Origin of the sequence: Pseudomonas sp. SG20052 (assembly GCF_031766055.1) — a bacterium.
GTDB lineage: Bacteria > Pseudomonadota > Gammaproteobacteria > Pseudomonadales > Pseudomonadaceae > Aquipseudomonas > Aquipseudomonas mandelii.
In genome coordinates this window covers 4,612,906-4,631,549 of the sequence record NZ_CP134498.1, presented here as the reverse complement: position 1 = coordinate 4,631,549, position 18,644 = coordinate 4,612,906, and the positions used below count along the sequence as shown (strand labels likewise).

Annotated in this window: 11 protein-coding genes and 1 pseudogene; 4 read left to right on the top strand and 8 right to left on the bottom strand. The window is 61.1% G+C overall.

The features are described from left to right. The first annotated feature begins 61 nt into the window (after positions 1-61). Positions 62-1,096: an OmpA family protein gene (locus RHP74_RS21215; RefSeq protein ID WP_145305900.1), complete on the top strand. Its 1,035-nt coding sequence runs from the start codon at positions 62-64 to the stop codon at positions 1,094-1,096. Between the two features lie 75 nt (positions 1,097-1,171). On the opposite strand, the gene cobA is transcribed toward RHP74_RS21215, so the two are convergent. From cobA to RHP74_RS21180, 7 genes and pseudogenes are all read right to left on the bottom strand, one after another. Continuing rightward, complete coding sequence (cobA, locus tag RHP74_RS21210) at positions 1,172-1,957, bottom strand: uroporphyrinogen-III C-methyltransferase (RefSeq protein WP_311096246.1); 786 nt, start codon at positions 1,955-1,957, stop codon at positions 1,172-1,174. Positions 1,958-1,967: 10 nt separating this feature from the next. Then, entirely contained in the window at positions 1,968-4,685 is a 2,718-nt protein-coding gene (locus RHP74_RS21205; RefSeq protein ID WP_311100531.1) for a molybdopterin-dependent oxidoreductase, read from the bottom strand. Continuing rightward, positions 4,685-5,941, bottom strand: a pseudogene (locus RHP74_RS21200) (NAD(P)/FAD-dependent oxidoreductase); the annotation flags it as partial. The gene RHP74_RS21205 and the pseudogene RHP74_RS21200, both read right to left, overlap by 1 nt. 428 nt (positions 5,942-6,369) lie before the next feature. After that, positions 6,370-8,040, bottom strand: coding sequence for a bifunctional protein-serine/threonine kinase/phosphatase (locus tag RHP74_RS21195; protein WP_102594098.1), 1,671 nt, complete (start codon positions 8,038-8,040; stop codon positions 6,370-6,372). Between the two features lie 7 nt (positions 8,041-8,047). After that, the gene (locus RHP74_RS21190) at positions 8,048-9,259 is read right to left on the bottom strand and encodes a NarK/NasA family nitrate transporter (protein WP_077748200.1); all 1,212 of its coding nucleotides are present in this window, start codon (positions 9,257-9,259) and stop codon (positions 8,048-8,050) included. Between the two features lie 370 nt (positions 9,260-9,629). Continuing rightward, positions 9,630-10,205: an ANTAR domain-containing response regulator gene (locus RHP74_RS21185; RefSeq protein WP_008146285.1), complete on the bottom strand. Its 576-nt coding sequence runs from the start codon at positions 10,203-10,205 to the stop codon at positions 9,630-9,632. 15 nt (positions 10,206-10,220) lie between these two features. Continuing rightward, positions 10,221-11,432 carry a CmpA/NrtA family ABC transporter substrate-binding protein gene (locus RHP74_RS21180; protein ID WP_311096245.1) on the bottom strand — a complete coding sequence of 404 codons (1,212 nt, stop codon included), beginning with the start codon at positions 11,430-11,432 and terminating at the stop codon, positions 10,221-10,223. 231 nt (positions 11,433-11,663) lie between these two features. Here RHP74_RS21180 and RHP74_RS21175 point away from each other — a divergent pair, with 231 nt between their 5' ends. Further along, entirely contained in the window at positions 11,664-12,683 is a 1,020-nt protein-coding gene (locus tag RHP74_RS21175) for a quinone-dependent dihydroorotate dehydrogenase (protein ID WP_145305908.1), read from the top strand. 314 nt (positions 12,684-12,997) lie between these two features. On the opposite strand, the gene rmf is transcribed toward RHP74_RS21175, so the two are convergent. Continuing rightward, a complete protein-coding gene (gene rmf, locus RHP74_RS21170) occupies positions 12,998-13,213 on the bottom strand; it encodes a ribosome modulation factor (protein ID WP_003223300.1) in 216 nt (71 codons plus the stop codon). A 531-nt stretch (positions 13,214-13,744) separates the two neighbouring features. Here rmf and rlmKL point away from each other — a divergent pair. Both rlmKL and RHP74_RS21160 read left to right on the top strand, forming a co-directional pair. After that, positions 13,745-16,021 (top strand): bifunctional 23S rRNA (guanine(2069)-N(7))-methyltransferase RlmK/23S rRNA (guanine(2445)-N(2))-methyltransferase RlmL, encoded by a 2,277-nt coding sequence (gene rlmKL, locus RHP74_RS21165; protein ID WP_010456487.1) that lies wholly within the window; start codon positions 13,745-13,747, stop codon positions 16,019-16,021. A 141-nt stretch (positions 16,022-16,162) separates the two neighbouring features. Beyond that, positions 16,163-18,565: a diguanylate cyclase gene (locus RHP74_RS21160; protein ID WP_311096241.1), complete on the top strand. Its 2,403-nt coding sequence runs from the start codon at positions 16,163-16,165 to the stop codon at positions 18,563-18,565. Positions 18,566-18,644: the final 79 nt, after the last annotated feature.

Here is an 18,644-nt window from a genome sequence, read left to right as displayed (position 1 = left end):
CCGCCGAGTTGTCCCCCGGTTTGCGGGACTGCTTCACAATCACCAGATGGGGATTTAACGGATGAAACTGAAAAACACCTTGGGCTTGGCCATTGGTTCTTTGATTGCCGCCACTTCGTTCGGCGCTCTGGCACAAGGCCAAGGCGCAGTTGAAATCGAAGGCTTCGCTAAGAAAGAACAATTCGACAGCGCTCGTAACTTCAAGAACAACGGCAACCTGTTCGGCGGCTCGATCGGTTACTTCTTGACCGACGACGTTGAACTGCGTCTGGGCTACGACGAAGTGCACAACGTTCGTTCCGACGACGGCAAGAACATCAAGGGCGCTAACACCGCTCTGGACGCTCTGTACCACTTCAACAACCCAGGTGACATGCTGCGTCCTTACGTCTCTGCCGGTTTCTCGGACCAGAGCATCGACCAGAATGGCAGCAACGGCCGCAACCGTTCGACCTTCGCCAACGTTGGCGGCGGTGCCAAGCTGTACTTCACTGACAACTTCTATGCCCGTGCTGGCGTTGAAGCTCAGTACAACATCGACCAAGGCGACACCGAGTGGGCTCCAAGCGTCGGTATCGGTGTGAACTTCGGTGGCGGCTCCAAGCCTGCTGCTGCTCCAGTTCCAGCACCAGCTGAAGTCTGCTCCGACAGCGACAACGATGGCGTTTGCGACAACGTTGACAAGTGCCCGGACACCCCAGCCAACGTAACTGTTGACGCTGATGGCTGCCCAGCAGTTGCTGAAGTTGTTCGTGTTGAACTGGACGTGAAATTCGACTTCGACAAGTCGGTAGTCAAGCCTAACAGCTACGGCGACATCAAAAACCTCGCTGATTTCATGAAACAGTACCCATCCACCAGCACCACTGTTGAAGGTCACACTGACTCCGTCGGTCCTGACGCTTACAACCAGAAACTGTCCGAGCGTCGTGCAAACGCCGTTAAGCAAGTTCTGACCAACCAGTACGGTGTTGAATCGTCCCGCGTTCAGTCTGTTGGCTACGGCGAATCCCGCCCAGTTGCTGACAACAAAACTGAAGCTGGCCGCGCTGTAAACCGTCGCGTAGAAGCGCAGGTTGAAGCTCAAGCTAAGTAATTAGCCCGCAGCTCTGAGAAAAGCCCGGCTTAGGCCGGGCTTTTCTTTGTCTGCGATTTGGTGAGGGGCGAGCCGTCAGGCGCGTTGATATCCAGCATTGATGTCGACACACAAATCCGCTTCGCGAGCAGACTCGTTCCCACAGTAAAGCGCAGAGCGGGCTGCTACCGCGCCAATGACCAGGATCGCCGGGCTTTTCAATTCGAATGCTGAGGCATCCTGTTCCATGGCCGTCAAATTGCTCCGACATTCCCGTTGGTGCGCCAGGGACGCGTTTTCAATCATCGCCACCGGCATATCCGCCGCCATCCCCCCGGCCAGCAGCTGCTCGCGGATCTCGCTCAGCTTCGCCACGCCCATATAAATCACCAGCGTCGTGCCGCCCTGGGCCAGGGCCTGCCAGTTCAGGCTGCTGCCGTCCTGAGTGTGGGCGGTGACCAGCGTCACACCGCGGGCAACGCCTCTGAGGGTCAGCGGAATATCGCATTGCGTCGCACCCGCCAGCCCGGCAGTGATGCCGTTGACCAGTTCGACTTCAACGCCGTGCTCGCGCAACCACTGTGCCTCTTCACCGCCGCGACCGAAGATGCACGGATCGCCGCCCTTGAGCCGTACCACGCATTTGCCGTGGCGGGCATAACGCAGCATCAGGCGATGAATGAAGGCTTGAGGCGTGGAACGACAGCCGCCGCGTTTGCCCACAGGAATGATCCGCGCGCCGGGGCAATGCTCCAGCACCGCGTCATTGACCAGATCGTCGATCAGCACCACATCTGCTTCTCTCAATGCCCGAACAGCTTTGAGGGTCAGCAATTCAGGGTCGCCGGGACCTGCACCCACCAGCCAGACTTTTGCGCTCATCGTATTTTCCTCACGCGATAACGGCGATCGGCTGCGCAGCGGCAGCCAGCAGACGCTTGATTTCAGGTACACAGGAGCCGCATTGCGTGCCGCAGCCCAATTCTTGTTTCAGGCCCTGCAAGTCCAGGCCACGGCTGATGCCGGCGCAGACCGCGCGTTGACTGACGTTCTTGCAGTTGCAAAGGGTTTTGGTGCCCGCTGCCGCCGTACCCGCGTTACCCGGCTGCGCGCTCAGCGGAGCCAGCAGCCAACGCCGCAGTTGTTCGTCGACGCGTCCCTCAAGCCAGAGGTTTTGCAGCCAGTGTTGGGTGAGTGTTTCGCCGGCCAGGCGAATCGCGGTAATCCGACCGTTCTCGATCCGCACGCGTTTGCCGATGGAGCGTCGTGGGTCGTCGTAGGCCAGTACGGGACCGTCGTTGAGCGCCAGGCACTGATCGATGTCACGCAGCAGTTGCGGATCAGGCGCGGTGGCGCTGGCAGCGCGTATCAGCAGCGCAGGGCGTTCACGGCCGACCAGGCTGAGGCTGGCGTAGGAAAACGCCTCGCAGAGCGGTCGTAGCGTCTCAAAATGTTGTTGAACATTGCCTTCGACCAGGGCGAACAGCTGCCACGGCAACTGCACCGGCTCAAGTCGCACGCCGCTGTGTTTGAGTTCCGGTTGTTTTGACAGCGGATCAAAAGCGGGCAGGGTGAGGGTGTTCACGCCGCCCTTGAGGAAACGGTCACCAAAATGCATGGGCAGAAAGGCCTGGCCAGGCTGCACGCTGTCGTCGCTGGCGACCGGCACGATTACCGCACCGCGCCGACTTTTCAGGCTGATCAGATCGCCGGGTTGCAGACGATGCCGACGCATTTCATCCGGATGCAGGCTCAACACGGCCTCGCTGACATGCCCGAACAGCTGCGCGGCGGTGCCGGTGCGGCTCATGCCGTGCCATTGATCGCGCAAGCGACCGGTGATCAGCGTCAGGGGGAAGTGTGCGTCGCGTTGTTCCCTGGCCGTGCGATACGGATCGGCCACAAACTGAGCACGTCCGCTGGCGGTCGGGAAAATACCGTCGAGATACAGGCGTGCAGTGCCTTCGCTGGCGCCAGTGGGGAAGGGCCATTGCTGTGGGCCGAGGCGGTCGATCAGCTCATGGCTGATGCCGGACAAGTCCAGATCACGCCCGCGGGTCAGGTGTTTGTATTCGTCGAAGACCTGCGCCGGCGTTTCAAAGGCAAACAGGCTGTTTTGCCCGGGGCGCAGCTGTTTTTCCAGGCGTTGTGCGAAATCCACCGTGATCGCCCAGTCGGAACGCGCTTCACCCGGTGCGACGATGGCCCGGCGAACGTGGGAAATGCGCCGTTCGGAGTTGGTCACCGTACCGTCCTTTTCGCCCCAACTGGCGGCAGGCAACAGCAGGTCGGCGAACGCGGCGGTTTCGGTGGTGCGAAAGGCTTCCTGCAACACCACGAACGGGCAGGCCTCCAGGGCAGCGCGCACGGCGGTCTGGTCCGGCAACGATTGGGCCGGGTTGGTGCAGGCGATCCACAGGGCTTTGATTTTTCCGCTGCGAACCTGTTCAAACAACTCGATCGCGGTAAGCCCGGCATTTTCCGGAAGTTGATCAACGCCCCAATAGGCCGCCACTTCCGCGCGATGCTCGGCATTGGCCGCTTCGCGATGGCCCGGCAGCAGGTTCGACAGGCTGCCGGTTTCCCGTCCACCCATGGCATTTGGCTGACCGGTCAGGGAGAACGGTCCTGCGCCGGGACGGCCGATTTGCCCGGTGGCCAGGTGCAGATTGATCAGTGCGCTGTTTTTGGCGCTACCGGCGGTGGACTGGTTCAATCCCATGCACCACAGCGACAGAAAACTCGTGGAGGTGCCGACCCATCTGGCGCATTCCTGTAATTGCTCGACCTCGATCCCACACAGCTGCGACACCATTGACGGCGTGTAATCGCGTACAAGATTGGTCAGTTCGGCCAAACCTTCGGTATGAGCCTGGATGAAATCGCGGTCGACCCAGTCTTCGCACAGCAGCAGGTGCAAAATCCCATGGAACAAGGCGACATCGGTCCCGGGAAGAATCGCCAGGTGCAGGTCGGCCAAATCGCAGGTGTCGGTACGACGGGGGTCAATGACGATGACTTTCATCTGCGGGCGGCGGGACCGGGCTTCTTCCAGGCGACGAAACAGTACCGGGTGGGCGTAGGCCATGTTGCTGCCGACGATCATCACGCAGTCGCTCAGTTCCAGGTCTTCGTAGCTGCATGGCGGCGCATCGGCCCCGAGGCTGCGCTTGTAGCCGACCACTGCGGATGACATGCACAGCCGCGAATTGCTGTCGATGTTATTGGTGCCCACCAGCGCTCGCGCCAGTTTGTTGAAGGCGTAATAGTCCTCGGTCAGCAACTGCCCGGAAATGTAGAACGCCACGCTGTCCGGGCCGTGTTCGGCGATGGTTCGGGCAAAGACATTGGCCGCGTGGTCGAGGGCGGTGTCCCAGTCGGTGCGGCTGCGGGCCAGGCCTTTGCCCAGGCGCAGTTCGGGGTACAACGCTCGCGCGGTCAAGTCGCCCGTCAGGTGCAAGGTCGAACCCTTGCTGCACAGCTTGCCGAAGTTCGCCGGGTGGCTCGGATCGCCGCTGACGCCGAGAATGCGCTCGCCGTCATGCTCGATCAGCACGCCGCAGCCGACCCCACAGTAGCAGCAGGTGGAAGCGGTAATCTGGTTCATCAGCTTGCTTCCCTGCCTGAGTGTCCTGCGTCGCCGATGGCCTGTTCCATGAACGAAGCGTCGCCGAACATCAGGTGATCGCGGATCTCGTCGATGTCGTGATTTTCACGAATCTGCCGGAAATACCACCCGCCATCGGCCGTGTCGCCGTACAGACAGGCGCCGACCAGCACGTCATCCTTGATCACCAGTTTTTTGTAGACCCCACCGATCGGGTCGGAGAGGGTGATGGTTTCGGTACCTTCGCCGCCCATGAAGTCGCCGGCGGAGAACAGGTCGATGCCTGTGACTTTCAATTTGGTCGAGGTCACCGAGCCTTTGTAGGTGGCGAAGCCCAGTTGCGCGAGGTGGTTGGCGCAGACCTTGGCTTGCTCGAACAGCGGCGCGACCAGGCCGTAGGCGGTTCCGCGGTGGCTGGCGCATTCGCCGATGGCGTAGATCCGTGGGTCATAGGTTTGCAGGGTGTCATTGACCAGAATCCCGCGATGGCAGGGGATGCCGGATTTTTCCGCCAGTTCGGTGCTTGGGCGGATGCCGGCGGCCATGACCACCAGGTCGGCGGGGATGATGTCGCCATTCTTGAATTCAACCGAGCCGACCCGGCCGTTGCCGGCATCGTGCAGGGCCTGGGTCTGTTCGCTCAGACGAAAATGCAGGCCGCGGGCTTCCAGGGCGGTTTGCAGGAGTTGGCCACTGGTTTTGTCCAGCTGCCGCTCCAGCAGCCACTCACCGATGTGCACCACGGTGACGTGCATGCCGCGCAGCATCAGACCGTTTGCAGCTTCCAGGCCGAGCAGACCGCCACCGATCACCACGGCGTGCTTGTGGGTTTTCGCGGTGTTGATCATGGCCTGGGTGTCGGCGATGTCGCGATAGCCGATCACACCCTGCAAAGCGTTGCCGGGGATCGGCAGGATGAACGGGGTCGAGCCGGTCGCGATCAGCAGGCGATCGTATTCCGCTTCGGTGCCGTCGTCGGCGATCACGCGGCGTTTGATCCGGTCGATCTCCACTACTTTGCGGTTGAGCAGCAACTTGATGTTGTTGTCCAGGTACCAGTCGAGATCGTTCAGTACGATCTCGTCGAAGGTCTGTTCACCGGCCAGTACCGGTGACAGCAGGATGCGGTTGTAGTTGGTATGGGGTTCGGCGCCGAAGACCGTGATGTCGTACAGCTCGTTGCTCAACTTGAGCAGTTCTTCCAGGGTACGAACCCCGGCCATGCCGTTGCCGATCATCACCAGTTTTAGTTTTTTCATCAGGTTCTCCGGGGAGCTCGGACCCGCCTCATCAGGGCTGTCAGGTCTTGCTCGACATATTTTGCGCAAACAAAAAAAGGCGTCCCGCTAGTTGCCTAGCGAGGACGCCTTTGTCCTGGTCCCGTTCTCTCGGGAAGCACACCCTTCATCGTTGAAGGCTGGGCTTTATGTCTGTTGGGAGAGGTAATGCAGTGGTTGTGCCAAGTCGTCAGAACCCGGGTTTAGAGCGGGAAATAACAGTTTTGAGTCAAAGCGTCCGATTTATTGCACCGAATCAAAGCGCGTTGCCCATTAATGGAGCGAGTTGCTGATGGGGCTGGCGGGGCTGTCAGTCCGCCATCGCGAGCAGGCTCGCTCCCACAATGGTCTCCCGGACGCTGGAGATCCCCTGTGGGAGCGAGCCTGCTCGCGATGGGCGCGACGCGGAATCAGCCATGAAACAGCAAAACCAGCAGCACCAGATTCACCACCAACATCACCAGCGCCAGTGTCCGCCAGACCTTCAACGGCTCGCGCTCCAGCAGCGGTCTGGGCCGCACACTCAAACTGCGTCGCTCTCCCTGCTCCAGCAACAGCAACCATTCTTCCGCCGTTTCAAACCGTTGACCCGGATCCGCCGCGACCGCGCGCTCCAGGCTTTGCGCGATCCAGTCCGGCAGGTCGGGGCGGTAACGGCTGGGGCTGACGGGCACGCCAAAGCGTGGACGCTGGAAGGCTTCGATTTCGCCGTAGGGATAATGCCCGGTCAGCAGCAAATACAGGGTGACACCGACTGCGTACAGATCCTGTTGCGGTGTCGGTGCCTCACCGGCAAAGGCTTCCGGCGCGATATAGCTCGGCGTGCCGGGCAAGGTCGTGGGTTGATCTTCTGACAGACCGGGGCAGTAGGCGAGGCCGAAATCCAGCAAGCGCAATTCACCGTCGTCGCCCAGCAACAGGTTCTCCGGTTTGATGTCGCGATGAAGAATCTGCCGGCGATGCAGCATGCCGACGGCCTTGAGCAGACGTTCGGCCAGATCCTGCCATTGCGCCAGCGGCAGCGCGGCAACCCGTTCGTGCAACTGCGCCAGAGTGGAGCCGGAATACTCGCGCATCACGTAATACAAATGCTGACGCTGACTGGCGGCATGAACTTCAGGGAAATGCCGTCCGGCCACGCGCTTGAGAAACCATTCCTCCGACAGCAAAGCCTGCCCGGCGAGGTGATCGTCGCGCAGTGCGCCGGGCAAGGTTTTCAGCAGCCAGGGGTGTTGTTGGCTGTCGCGAACCCGATAGAGCAGCGACTGCTGGCTCTGGCCGAGCATCCCTTCGACCTGCCAGCCCTCGAACATCTGGCCCGGTTTCAGTGCGGGTGGCAGTGGCCATTGCTGCAGATGAATCAGCGCATCGCCAATGCTCGTCTCACCGAGGGCATCGACTCGGACCAACAGGGCGCTGGCATTGTCCTGACTGCCCGCCAGGTGCGCTGCGCTGACCAGGGTTTGCGCCGCGCTGTGCAGGTCCGGTTGGTCGCGCAGAATCGCCGCAATGGCGGTGTCGCCCAGCACCGCCCAGATGCCGTCGCTGAGCAGCACAAAGCTCTCATCGAGGCGAAGTTCACCGTCAAGAAAATCCAGGACCAGATGCTGATCGAGCCCCAGCGCTCGCTTGAGCACATGCTGCATGCCCGGCTGGTCCCAGACGTGATCTTCGCTGACCCGTTGCAAGGTGTCGGCGTGCCAGCGATACACCCGGCAATCGCCGACATGGGCCAAGGTAAAACGCCTGCCGCGCATGACCAAAGCACTGACAGTGGTGAGCAATGGTTGCCCACCGCCATTGGCCTGCAACCAGCGATTTTGCGCCAGCAGCAGGCGATCCAGTGCTTGCGCGACACCCCAGGTTTCCGGGGTGGCGTAATAGTCCAGCGCCAGGGCCTGCAAGGTCGAACGGGCAGCGAGACCGCCGTCGGCGCACTGGCTGACCCCGTCGGCGATGGCGAACAGGTAACCCTTGCTTGCCGCCAGCGCCGGGGCCGGAGTGACCAGGCGCAGGGCGTCCTGATTTTCCTCGCGAGGGCCGATGGCGCTCGCTTCGGCAAAACTCAATTGCAGGCTCATTGCGGTCTCAGACCCGGGCAGCGGTCACAGCGGCCGAACCCCAGGTGGTTCTCCAGCGACGTTTCACCCCGTGCAGGCCGAACCAGGCGAGCACGCCAAGGCTGGCGAACAACCACAGGGCCATTTGATAACTGCCAGTGCTTTGCTTGATCGCGCCCATGCCCGCCGCCAGTGCGAAACCGCCGATGCCGCCGGCCATGCCGATCAGGCCGGTCATTACACCGATTTCCCGACGAAAACGTTGCGGGACCAATTGGAAGACCGCGCCGTTACCCGCACCCAAACCGAGCATGGTGCAGACGAAAAGTGCCAGCGCTGCATAGGAACTCGGCAGGTTGAAACCCACCGCCGCGATGCAGATCGCTGCAACGGTGTACATCCCCAGCAACGTGCGAATCCCGCCGAATCGGTCGGCCAGCGCGCCGCCTAATGGGCGCATCAGGCTGCCACCGAACACGCAGGCTGCGGTGTAGTAGCCGGCGGTGACCGGGCTCAGGCCGTATTGGTCGTTGAAATAGCCGGGCAGGGCGCTGGCCAGGCCGATGAAGCCACCGAAGGTCACGCTGTAGAAAAACATGAACCACCAACTGTCGCGGTCGCCCAAGGCCTTGAAGTAGTCGGACATGGACTTGGCTTTCGGCCGTTCAGGGGCGTTTTTGGCCAGCCAGGCGAACACGATGATGGTCAGGATCAGCGGGATCAGGGCGAAACCGAACACGTTGCTCCAACCGAAGGCGGCCGCCAGCACCGGGGCGATCAATGCGGCAAGCACGGTGCCCGAGTTGCCGGCACCGGCGATGCCCATGGCCTTGCCTTGGTGTTGCGGCGGATACCATTGCGAGGCCAGCGGCAGGGCGACGGCGAAGGATGCGCCGGCCACACCGAGAAACAAGCCTAATAGCAGCGCTTGTTCGTAACTGTGGATGCCGTGTTTCCAGGCAACGAACAGGGCGCAGATGACGATCACCTGGCCGATCAGGCCAGCGGTCTTGGGCGACAGGCGATCAGCCAGCAAGCCCATCAAAAAGCGCAGTATGGCCCCGGCCAGAATCGGCGTGGCCACCACCAGCCCGCGTTGCTGGGTGGTCAGTTGCAGGTCGGTAGCGATCTGCACCGCCAGTGGGCCTAGCAGGTACCAGACCATGAAACTCAGGTCGAAATAGAGGAAGGCCGCGAACAATGTCGGGGTATGGCCAGATTTCCAGAAGCTTGAATTCATCGCGCACCTCAGCTGTAGGGAGTCTCGAGAAGGAGTCAGAAGCTTGCAGGTGGGGCGCCGCCTCGGCCGCACCACCGGCCCCGATCTCTGGGGCCAAAACGAAAAAACGCCGCCACCCGATTCGCCGTGGGCAAATGAGGTGAGCGACGTCTTTGTCGTAGGTGGGGCAACCGCCGTTGGTTACCTGTATGGATTACTTAGCCAGATCTGTGCCAACCCTCGGGAATGTGGGTTGAGGAGATTTTTGTGGCGAGGGAGCTTGCTCCCGCTTGAGTGCGCAGCACTCACAAAATCGGTTAGGCTGGCGGGTTTTTTGGGGCCGCTTCGCAGCCCAGCGGGAGCAAGCTCCCTCGCCACAAAGGGTAAGAGGTCAGCCGAGCAATTCACTCATGGCAATAATCTGCTCCGCCACCTGAATCAGTTTCTGCTGCCGGCTCATGGCCTGGCGGCGCATGAGGGTGTAAGCCTCTTCCTCGTTGCAGTCCTTCATCTTCATCAACAGCCCCTTGGCCAGCTCGATGCGCTTGCGCTCGGCCAGTTGCTGGTCGCGGGCGTTGAGCTGGGCGCGCAGGGCCTGGTCGCTTTCAAAGCGCGCCATGGCCACGTCGAGAATCGGCTGCAAGCGTTGTGCGTGAATGCCTTCGACGATGTAGGCACTGACCCCGGACTTGATTGCCTGGCGCATCACATCGGGGTCATGTTCATCGGTAAACATCACAATCGGTCGCGGTTGGTCGCGGCTCACGAGCACCACTTGCTCCATCACATCGCGGCTGGGTGACTCGGTATCGATCAAAATCACATCCGGACGCACCGTTTCGACGCGCGCGGGCAGGTCGATGGTCAGGCCGGATTCGTCGATCACCTCGAACCCGGCTTCGGTCAGGGCTGCTTTCAGGCGACCGACTTTCTTCGCGGTGTCGTTGATCAGCAGGATACGCAACATATTCGCAGTCTCCTGTCAGCGGCTGGCGATTCGGTGCGAGCTTTCGCTCATGGCGTGCAGCTTGAAACTGCGGGCATAGCCGGTCGGGTCGGAGCCGTCCCAGACTTTGCCGTCGATCAATTGGCTGCTGCGCATGTCCTCACCCTCGGCGGCAACACCGACTGCGCTGGCGGCCTCACGATACAAGTCTAGTTGCTGGACCTCACGGGCCACGCCGAGGTAATCCGGGTCGTCGCGCAACAAGCCCCAGCGGCGGAACTGGGTCATGAACCACATACCATCGGACAAGTACGGCACGTTGACCTCACCGCCCGCATGGAAACGCAGCGCGTGCGGGTCCTGCCAGCGATTGCCGAGGCCATCGGCGTAGTCGCCAAGCAAGCGCGGTTCGATGCAATCGAGCGGTGCATCAAGGTATTCGGGCGCGCTCAACAGCTTCGCGGTGCTACGGCGGTTCTCGCTGCCGTCTTCAATGAAGCGGCTGGCTTCGAGGATCGCCATCACCAATGCCCGGGCGGTGTTGGGGTACTGCTCGACAAAGGCGCGAGTGCAGCCGAGGACTTTTTCCGGGTGATCAGGCCAGATGGTCTGGGTCGTTGCCATGGTGAACCCCTGATTCTGCTTCACCGCGCTGGCGGACCACGGTTCGCCGACGCAGAAACCGTCGATGCGTCCGGCTTGCAGGTGCGCGACCATCTGTGGTGGTGGCACCACCACGCTGTCGACGTCCTGCAACGGATGAATGCCCTGGCTCGCGAGCCAGTAATACAGCCACATGGCGTGGGTGCCTGTCGGAAATGTCTGGGCGAAGGTCAGTTTTGGGCGACTTTGGTGCACGTGCCGGTCCAGTGCTTCAGGACTGGTCACCCCCAAGGCCTGCAAGCCATGAGAAAGGTTGATGCTCTGGCCGTTCTGGTTCAGGCCCATGAGCACCGCCATGTCGGTCGGCGCCACGCCGCCGATGCCCAGGTGCACGGCGTAGATCAAGCCGTACAGGCTGTGGGCGGCGTCGAGTTCGCCGCTGACCAGCTTGTCCCGCAGGTTGGCCCAGGACGACTGGCGCTTGAGGTTCAGGGTCAGGCCGTAAGGCTGCGCGAAACCCTGCGTGGCCGCGACCACCACCGAGGCACAGTCACTCAGGGCCATGAAGCCGAGGTTGATCTCAGTCTTTTCCGGGGCATCGCTGCCATTGACCCAGGCCAGTGGGCCCGCTGTGGTTTCATTCATGGTTAAACACCTTCCAAAAAAAAGCGTCGTACCGGGCTGCTTGCCAGGGCAAGGCCAAGTGACGACGCCTTTGTCTTTCGACTCATCCCGCCGTTGGCATGAGTGCTGATGTCAGTGAGGGTGCAAGGCATATGCCATCGTCCGCTGATTTTGTTGCGCGCCTCGCTTGCGGCACCGATGCCCGGCTATAATCGCCGCCTCATTTCGCCGCCATTCGAGTCAAAACCGCCCATGTACACCCTGGCCCGTCAGCTGTTGTTCAAACTTTCCCCGGAAACCTCCCACGATCTGTCCCTGGACCTGATCGGCGCGGGCGGGCGTTTGGGCCTCAACAGTCTGCTGTGCAAGGCGCCGGCGAAAATGCCGGTGAACGTCATGGGCCTGGAGTTTCCGAACCCGGTAGGTTTGGCGGCGGGTCTGGACAAGAACGGTGCGGCCATCGACGGATTTGCCCAGCTGGGGTTCGGCTTTGTCGAAATAGGCACCATCACCCCGCGTCCGCAGCCGGGTAACCCCAAGCCACGGATTTTCCGTCTGCCGGAGGCCGAGGCGATCATCAACCGCATGGGGTTCAACAACCTCGGCGTCGATCACCTGCTGGCACGCGTGGCGGCGGCCAAGTACAAGGGCGTGCTGGGCATCAACATCGGCAAGAACTTCGATACGCCGGTTGAGCGCGCGGTCGACGATTATCTGATCTGCCTGGACAAGGTCTACGCCCACGCCAGTTACGTGACGGTCAACGTCAGCTCGCCGAACACCCCGGGCCTGCGCAGCCTGCAATTCGGCGATTCGCTCAAGCAATTGCTGGCTGATCTGGCGACCCGTCGCGCGGAACTGGCCCTGCGCCACGGCAAACATGTACCGCTGGCGATCAAGATCGCGCCGGACATGACCGATGAAGAAACCGCTCAGGTCGCGCAAGCGCTGATCGAAACCGGGATGGACGCAGTGATTGCCACCAACACCACCCTGAGCCGTGTGGGCGTTGAAGGCATGGAGCATGGTGATGAGGCGGGCGGTCTGTCCGGCGCACCGGTTCGCGACAAGAGCACCCACACCGTGAAGGTATTGGCGGCGGAACTGGCGGGTCGCTTGCCAATCATCGCCGTGGGCGGCATCACCGAAGGCAAGCATGCGGCTGAGAAAATCACTGCGGGTGCTAGCCTGGTGCAGCTCTATTCCGGCTTCATCTACAAAGGCCCGGCGCTGATTCGCGAGTCCGTCGACGCAATCGCGGCGCTGCGCTGAAGGGTTGAGCAGGTCCTGGCGTTGAGGTTTTTTGTGGCGAGGGAGCTTGCTCCCGCTCGGCTGCGAAGCAGTCGTAAACCCCGCAACCGCGTTTTACCTGACACTCCGAGTTGTGGCTGGTTCTGGGGCCGCTTCGCAGCCCAGCGGGAGCAAGCTCCCTCGCCACAAAAGCAGTGTTCAGATTCCAGGTAATTGGCGGGCATAAAAAAGGGCTCCTCGAAGGAGCCCCTGGGCCGGAGCCCGCCGCCCGGATGGGGCGTGCGTGGTAAGTCGTTACGTAATCAGATTGTCGTGTCGGAGTGTTGTGCCCTGTGTTAGCCGACGGCGTGAAGTTCGTTGAGTCTGTGGATTCCCGCAGTGCCGGTCATACCGTCCCAGTTGTCGCCGCGTCCTTCTCGCCAGCCGTTAATCCAGGCTTGGCGTACCGACGGTAGAGTAAATGGGCAAAGCTCACGGGATTTGCCACCAACGCCATATTGATATCCGCGCAAAAATGCTCTTTCCAACGGATCACGCTTAAGTCTTCTCATAGGGTGTTGCCCTCACTTGTTGACTGTATTTATCGCGTCGACCTCAATTGAGGTCTGGCAGAAAAAAACTCCTGCCGTTGGGGCTCGCTGCCGGCGTCGCGAGCCAAGGTGTTGACGTCGTTGCGGCGTCAACCTGTGTTGAGTTCTAACCAATGCGTCACATCGAGGGAATGATCGTTTTGTCATAAGAACGTAACCATAAAGATGCTACGGCCATAAGTAACTCGATGTTTGTCCCGTGTTTCTTGGTCAAAGCCCTGTATGATCGGCCCCCCACAGAATGATGGAGTTAATCCTTTGTGAGAATGGCTCCTGTTAAGCAGGACGATTATTCGACGAAGGGTCGACTTATGACATTTTGTTGCATCAACTTTTTTATCTGCCTGTGCATCTAAGCTCTTCTAACCTGAGCAGCACAGGTGGGACGGCACACCTTCGTGCCACGCGGGCGCTCTTTTAGAAAAGCGCCTGATTGAAAACCGGGCCGGCAATGCGTTGCCGGTTCACTTAGCTAAAGGCTCTGAGATTCCAATGTCCGATCAATTCGAAATCTTCCTCACTTGTCCCAAAGGCCTTGAAGGCCTGCTGATCGAGGAAGCCGTCGGGCTTGGCCTTGAAGAAGCACGTGAGCACACCTCTGCCGTGCGCGGCATGGCCACCATGGAAACCGCTTATCGCCTGTGCCTGTGGTCGCGTCTGGCGAACCGGGTGCTGCTGGTGCTCAAGCGTTTCCCGATGAAGGACGCCGAAGACCTGTACCACGGCGTACTCGACATCGAGTGGCAAGACCACATGCTCAATGACGGCACCCTGGCCGTCGAGTTCAGCGGCCACGGCTCGGGCATCGACAATACGCACTTCGGCGCCCTGAAAGTCAAAGACGCCATCGTCGACAAACTGCGCACTCCGCAGGGCGATCGTCCGTCCATCGACAAGCTCAACCCGGACCTGCGCATTCACCTGCGCCTGGACCGTGGCGAAGCGATTCTCTCCCTCGACCTCTCCGGTCACAGCCTGCACCAGCGCGGTTATCGTTTGCAGCAGGGCGCGGCGCCGTTGAAGGAAAACCTCGCGGCCGCGATCCTGATCCGTTCCGGCTGGCCACGCATTGCGGCCGAAGGCGGCGCACTGGCTGACCCGATGTGCGGTGTTGGTACGTTCCTCGTCGAAGCGGCGATGATCGCCGCCGACATGGCGCCGAACCTGCGTCGCGAACAGTGGGGCTTCACCGCCTGGCTCGGCCACGTGCCGGCGCTGTGGAAAAAGCTCCACGAAGAAGCCACCGAACGCGCCGCCGCCGGCCTGGCCAAGCCACCGCTGTGGATTCGCGGTTACGAAGCCGATCCGCGCCTGATTCAACCGGGCCGCAACAACGTCGAACGTGCGGGCCTGAGCGAGTGGATCAAGATCTACCAGGGCGAAGTCGGCACGTTCGAGCCACGTCCGGACCAGAACCAGAAAGGTCTGGTGATCTGCAACCCGCCATATGGTGAGCGTCTGGGCGACGAGGCGAGCCTGCTCTACCTCTACCAGAACCTTGGCGAGCGTCTGCGTCAGGCCTGCCTGAACTGGGAAGCGGCGGTGTTCACCGGCGCGCCGGACCTGGGCAAGCGCATGGGCATCCGCAGCCACAAACAGTATTCGTTCTGGAACGGCGCCTTGCCGTGCAAATTGCTGCTGATCAAAGTCACGCCGGACCAGTTCGTCACCGGCGAGCGTCGCACCCCGGAACAGCGTCAGGTCGAGCGTGAACAAGTTCAAGCCGAAGTCGAAGTCGCCGACAACGACGTAGCGCCGGGCAAATACGAGAAGTACAACAAGAACGGAAACCCGATCAAACCGGCCCCGGTAGTGATCGAGCAACCGCGCTTGAGCGAAGGCGGGCAGATGTTCGCCAACCGCCTGCAAAAGAACCTCAAGGCGTTGGGCAAGTGGGTCAAGCGTGAGGGCATTGATTGCTACCGCGTCTACGATGCCGACATGCCGGAATATTCCATGGCCATCGACCTGTATCACGATTGGGTCCACGTCCAGGAATACGCCGCGCCGAAGTCCATCGACCCGGAAAAAGCCTCGGCGCGCATGTTCGATGCCCTGGCGGCGATTCCGCAGGCCCTGAACATCGACAAGAGCCGCGTGGTGGTCAAGCGCCGCGAGCGTCAGAGCGGCACCAAGCAATACGAACGCCAAGCGGCCCAGGGCAAGTTTGTCGAGGTTAACGAAGGCGGCGTGAAGCTGCTGGTCAACCTCACCGACTACCTCGACACCGGACTGTTCCTCGACCACCGCCCAATGCGTATGCGCATCCAGAAAGAGGCGGCCGGCAAGCGCTTCCTCAACCTGTATTGCTACACCGCGACCGCCAGCGTTCACGCGGCCAAGGGCGGCGCGCGCAGCACTACCAGCGTCGACCTGTCGAAAACCTACCTGGACTGGGCGCGTCGCAACCTGTCACTGAACGGTTTCTCCGACAAGAACCGTCTGGAGCAGGGTGACGTGATGGCGTGGCTCGATGCCTGCCGAGACGAGTACGACCTGATCTTCATCGACCCGCCAACGTTCTCCAACTCCAAGCGCATGGAAGGGATCTTCGACGTGCAGCGCGACCAGGTGCAGTTGATCGACCTGGCCATGGCGCGCCTGGCGCCGGGTGGCGTGTTGTACTTCTCCAACAACTTCCGCAAGTTCACGCTCGAGGAAAACCTCAGCGCGCGTTATGCCGTTGAAGAAATCACCGCCCAGACCATCGATCCGGATTTCGCCCGTAATGGCAAGATCCACCGTGCCTGGAAAATCACGGCTCGTTGACACTTGCAGGGATTGGATCCACAGAGCCTTGATTTTAAAGGCTCTTGGCTTCTTTCTGTGCTGGTCAAATTGATGGCTAATAGCTATAACTCAACGCATGGCCAATGGGCTTTCCCGCACCTGGCGTTTTGAGTTGCGTTTATGTCGTTGCACGCCGTGCGCCCCAAGATCCTGGGTTTTATCAGTGAAGATGTCTCGGCCTGGCTGGTCGCGCTGCTGGTATTGCTCGTCGGTGGGATTCTCACTGGATTGCTGGCCTGGTCGACGCTGAATCTGTATCACCATCAATTACGGCAACGTTTCCAGCTGCTCGCCAGCGAACGTTACAGCCGCATCGAAGAACGTTTCGAAGATCAGGAGCAGCGCCTCGACGGCCTGCGCCGGTTCTTCGCCAATTCCGAGTCAGTCTCCCGCGCGGAGTTCGACGGTTACACCCAACCGCTGCTGCACCGCACGCAGGCGTATTCATTCGCGGCGCGGGTCACCCGTGCCGAGCGGGCGGCGTTCGAGCGCAAGGTGCGTGAAGAAGACGGTTTGAGCGACTTCACTCTGCGTGAGCTCAATGCCGAGGGCCAGCTGCAATTGGCTGCCGAGCGGGATGAATACGTGGCGGTGCGCTACAGCCAGACCCGAAGCCGACTCGGCTCGCCGCTGGGGTACGACTTGTTTGCCCAGCCGTTACGCCGCGCCACCCTTGATCGGGCGGACAAACTGGGCAGCATGGCCGTCTCGCAGCCGATGCATCTGGTCGGCATCGAGCCGGCGTATGCGCGTGGCGTGCTGCTGGTGGCGCCGGTGAAGCGTCAGCGTGATGCGGCGACGGCGGACATGAAACCCTACGGATATGTCATGGCCGTGATCAGCATGCGCCAGTTGCTGGCGGACGGGTTGCCGGAGGCCAGTTATGACTATCTCTCGGTACGCATCCTCGATCTGTCCACCGACGATCAGCATGAAGTGCTTTACGAGTCCTCTAACCCGCCTGCGCCCAGTGAATTGTCCGCGACACGCCTGTTGCGTATGGCCGACCACGATTATCAAGTCGATATCCTGCCCAGCGAAGCCTTTCTGAAAGCCAACCATTCCTCGGTGACCAGCCTGGTGGTGCTCGGTGGCTTGCTCAGTGTGCTGCTCAGTGCGTTGCTCTACGTGCTGGTCAGCCAACGCCAGCGCGCACTGAAAATGGTCGAGCAGCGCACCCAGGAGCTGCACGCCCGCGAGCAGGAATTGCGCGGCACTCACGGCCAGTTGCGCGGCGTGCTGGATGCTGCGACGCAAGTGGCGATCATCGCCACTGACCTGCGAGGTGTCATCAACACCTTCAACGCCGGGGCCGAGCAAATGCTGGGTTACTCCAGCGCTGAAGTGGTGGGGCGCATGACCCTGGAAAACCTTCACTTTCCCCGAGAGCTGGTCGCACGCTCGGCGGAATTGAGTGCGCGCTATGGCAAGCCAATTCCGACCTGCCAGGCGATGTTGGTCGAAGGTGGAGAAGAGGGCGGTCATGAAGCGCGGGAGTGGACGCTGGTCCGTCAGGACGGCAGCCATTTGACCGTGAACATGCTCGCGACCCCGGTGCTCGACGAGCAAGGCCTGTGGGTCGGGCATCTGGCGATCTGCATCGACATCACCGAACGCAAGCGTGTCCACGAGGCCCTGGCCGCCCGAGACCTGTTGCTGAAAAAGCTCAGCGCCCATGTGCCCGGTGGCATTTATCAATTCAAGATGGAATTCGACGGCCGTTTCAGTGTGATCTACGCCAGCGACGGGATTCGCGAGATCTATGAACTCGAGCCGGACGTTTTGCTGCTCAACGCCGAAGCGATTTTCACGCGGATTCATCCCCAGGACTCAACCCGCGTTCGCGACTCGATACGCGCATCGGCGAATACGCTCAGCCCGTGGCGCGAGGAGTACCGGGTACAACTGCCGCAGCGCGGTCTGCGCTGGGTTCGCGGCGAGGCGACCCCGGAGGAACTGCCGGGCGGCGGCGTGCTCTGGCATGGCTATATCTCGGACATTTCCGACCTGAAACGGGTGGAAGAAGAACTGCGGGCGCTGTCGATTACCGACTCCCTGACCGGAATTCACAACCGCCGTTACTTTCAAGAGCGCCTGACCACCGAAATGGCTCGGGTCGAGCGCGGGGGTGGCGAGTTGTCGGTGATCATGCTCGACATCGACCACTTCAAGCGCATCAATGACCAGCATGGCCACGCCGTGGGTGATCGGGTGTTGCAGGCCGTGTGCGAGCGCATCGGCCATCGTCTGCGACGTACCGACGTGTTCTGCCGCCTGGGTGGCGAAGAATTCATGGTGCTGTGCCCGGACATCGGCGGCGAACAGGCCCACGTGCTGGCCTTGCAACTGTGGCAAGCCTTGCGCAGTTCACCGATCGAAGGCGTCGGGGTCGTGACCGCGAGTTTCGGGATCGCCAGTTGGCGAGTCGGGGAGGGCGCGGATGCGCTGTTGCTGCGGGCGGATTCTGGGGTTTATGCGGCGAAGCAGGCGGGACGGGATCGCGTTGAAGCAGAGATGAACTAAGCCTTCATGCTGACCCCTGTGGGCGTGAGCCTGCTCGCGATGGCGGTCTGTCAGTCACATCATTGCTGGATGTGCCGCC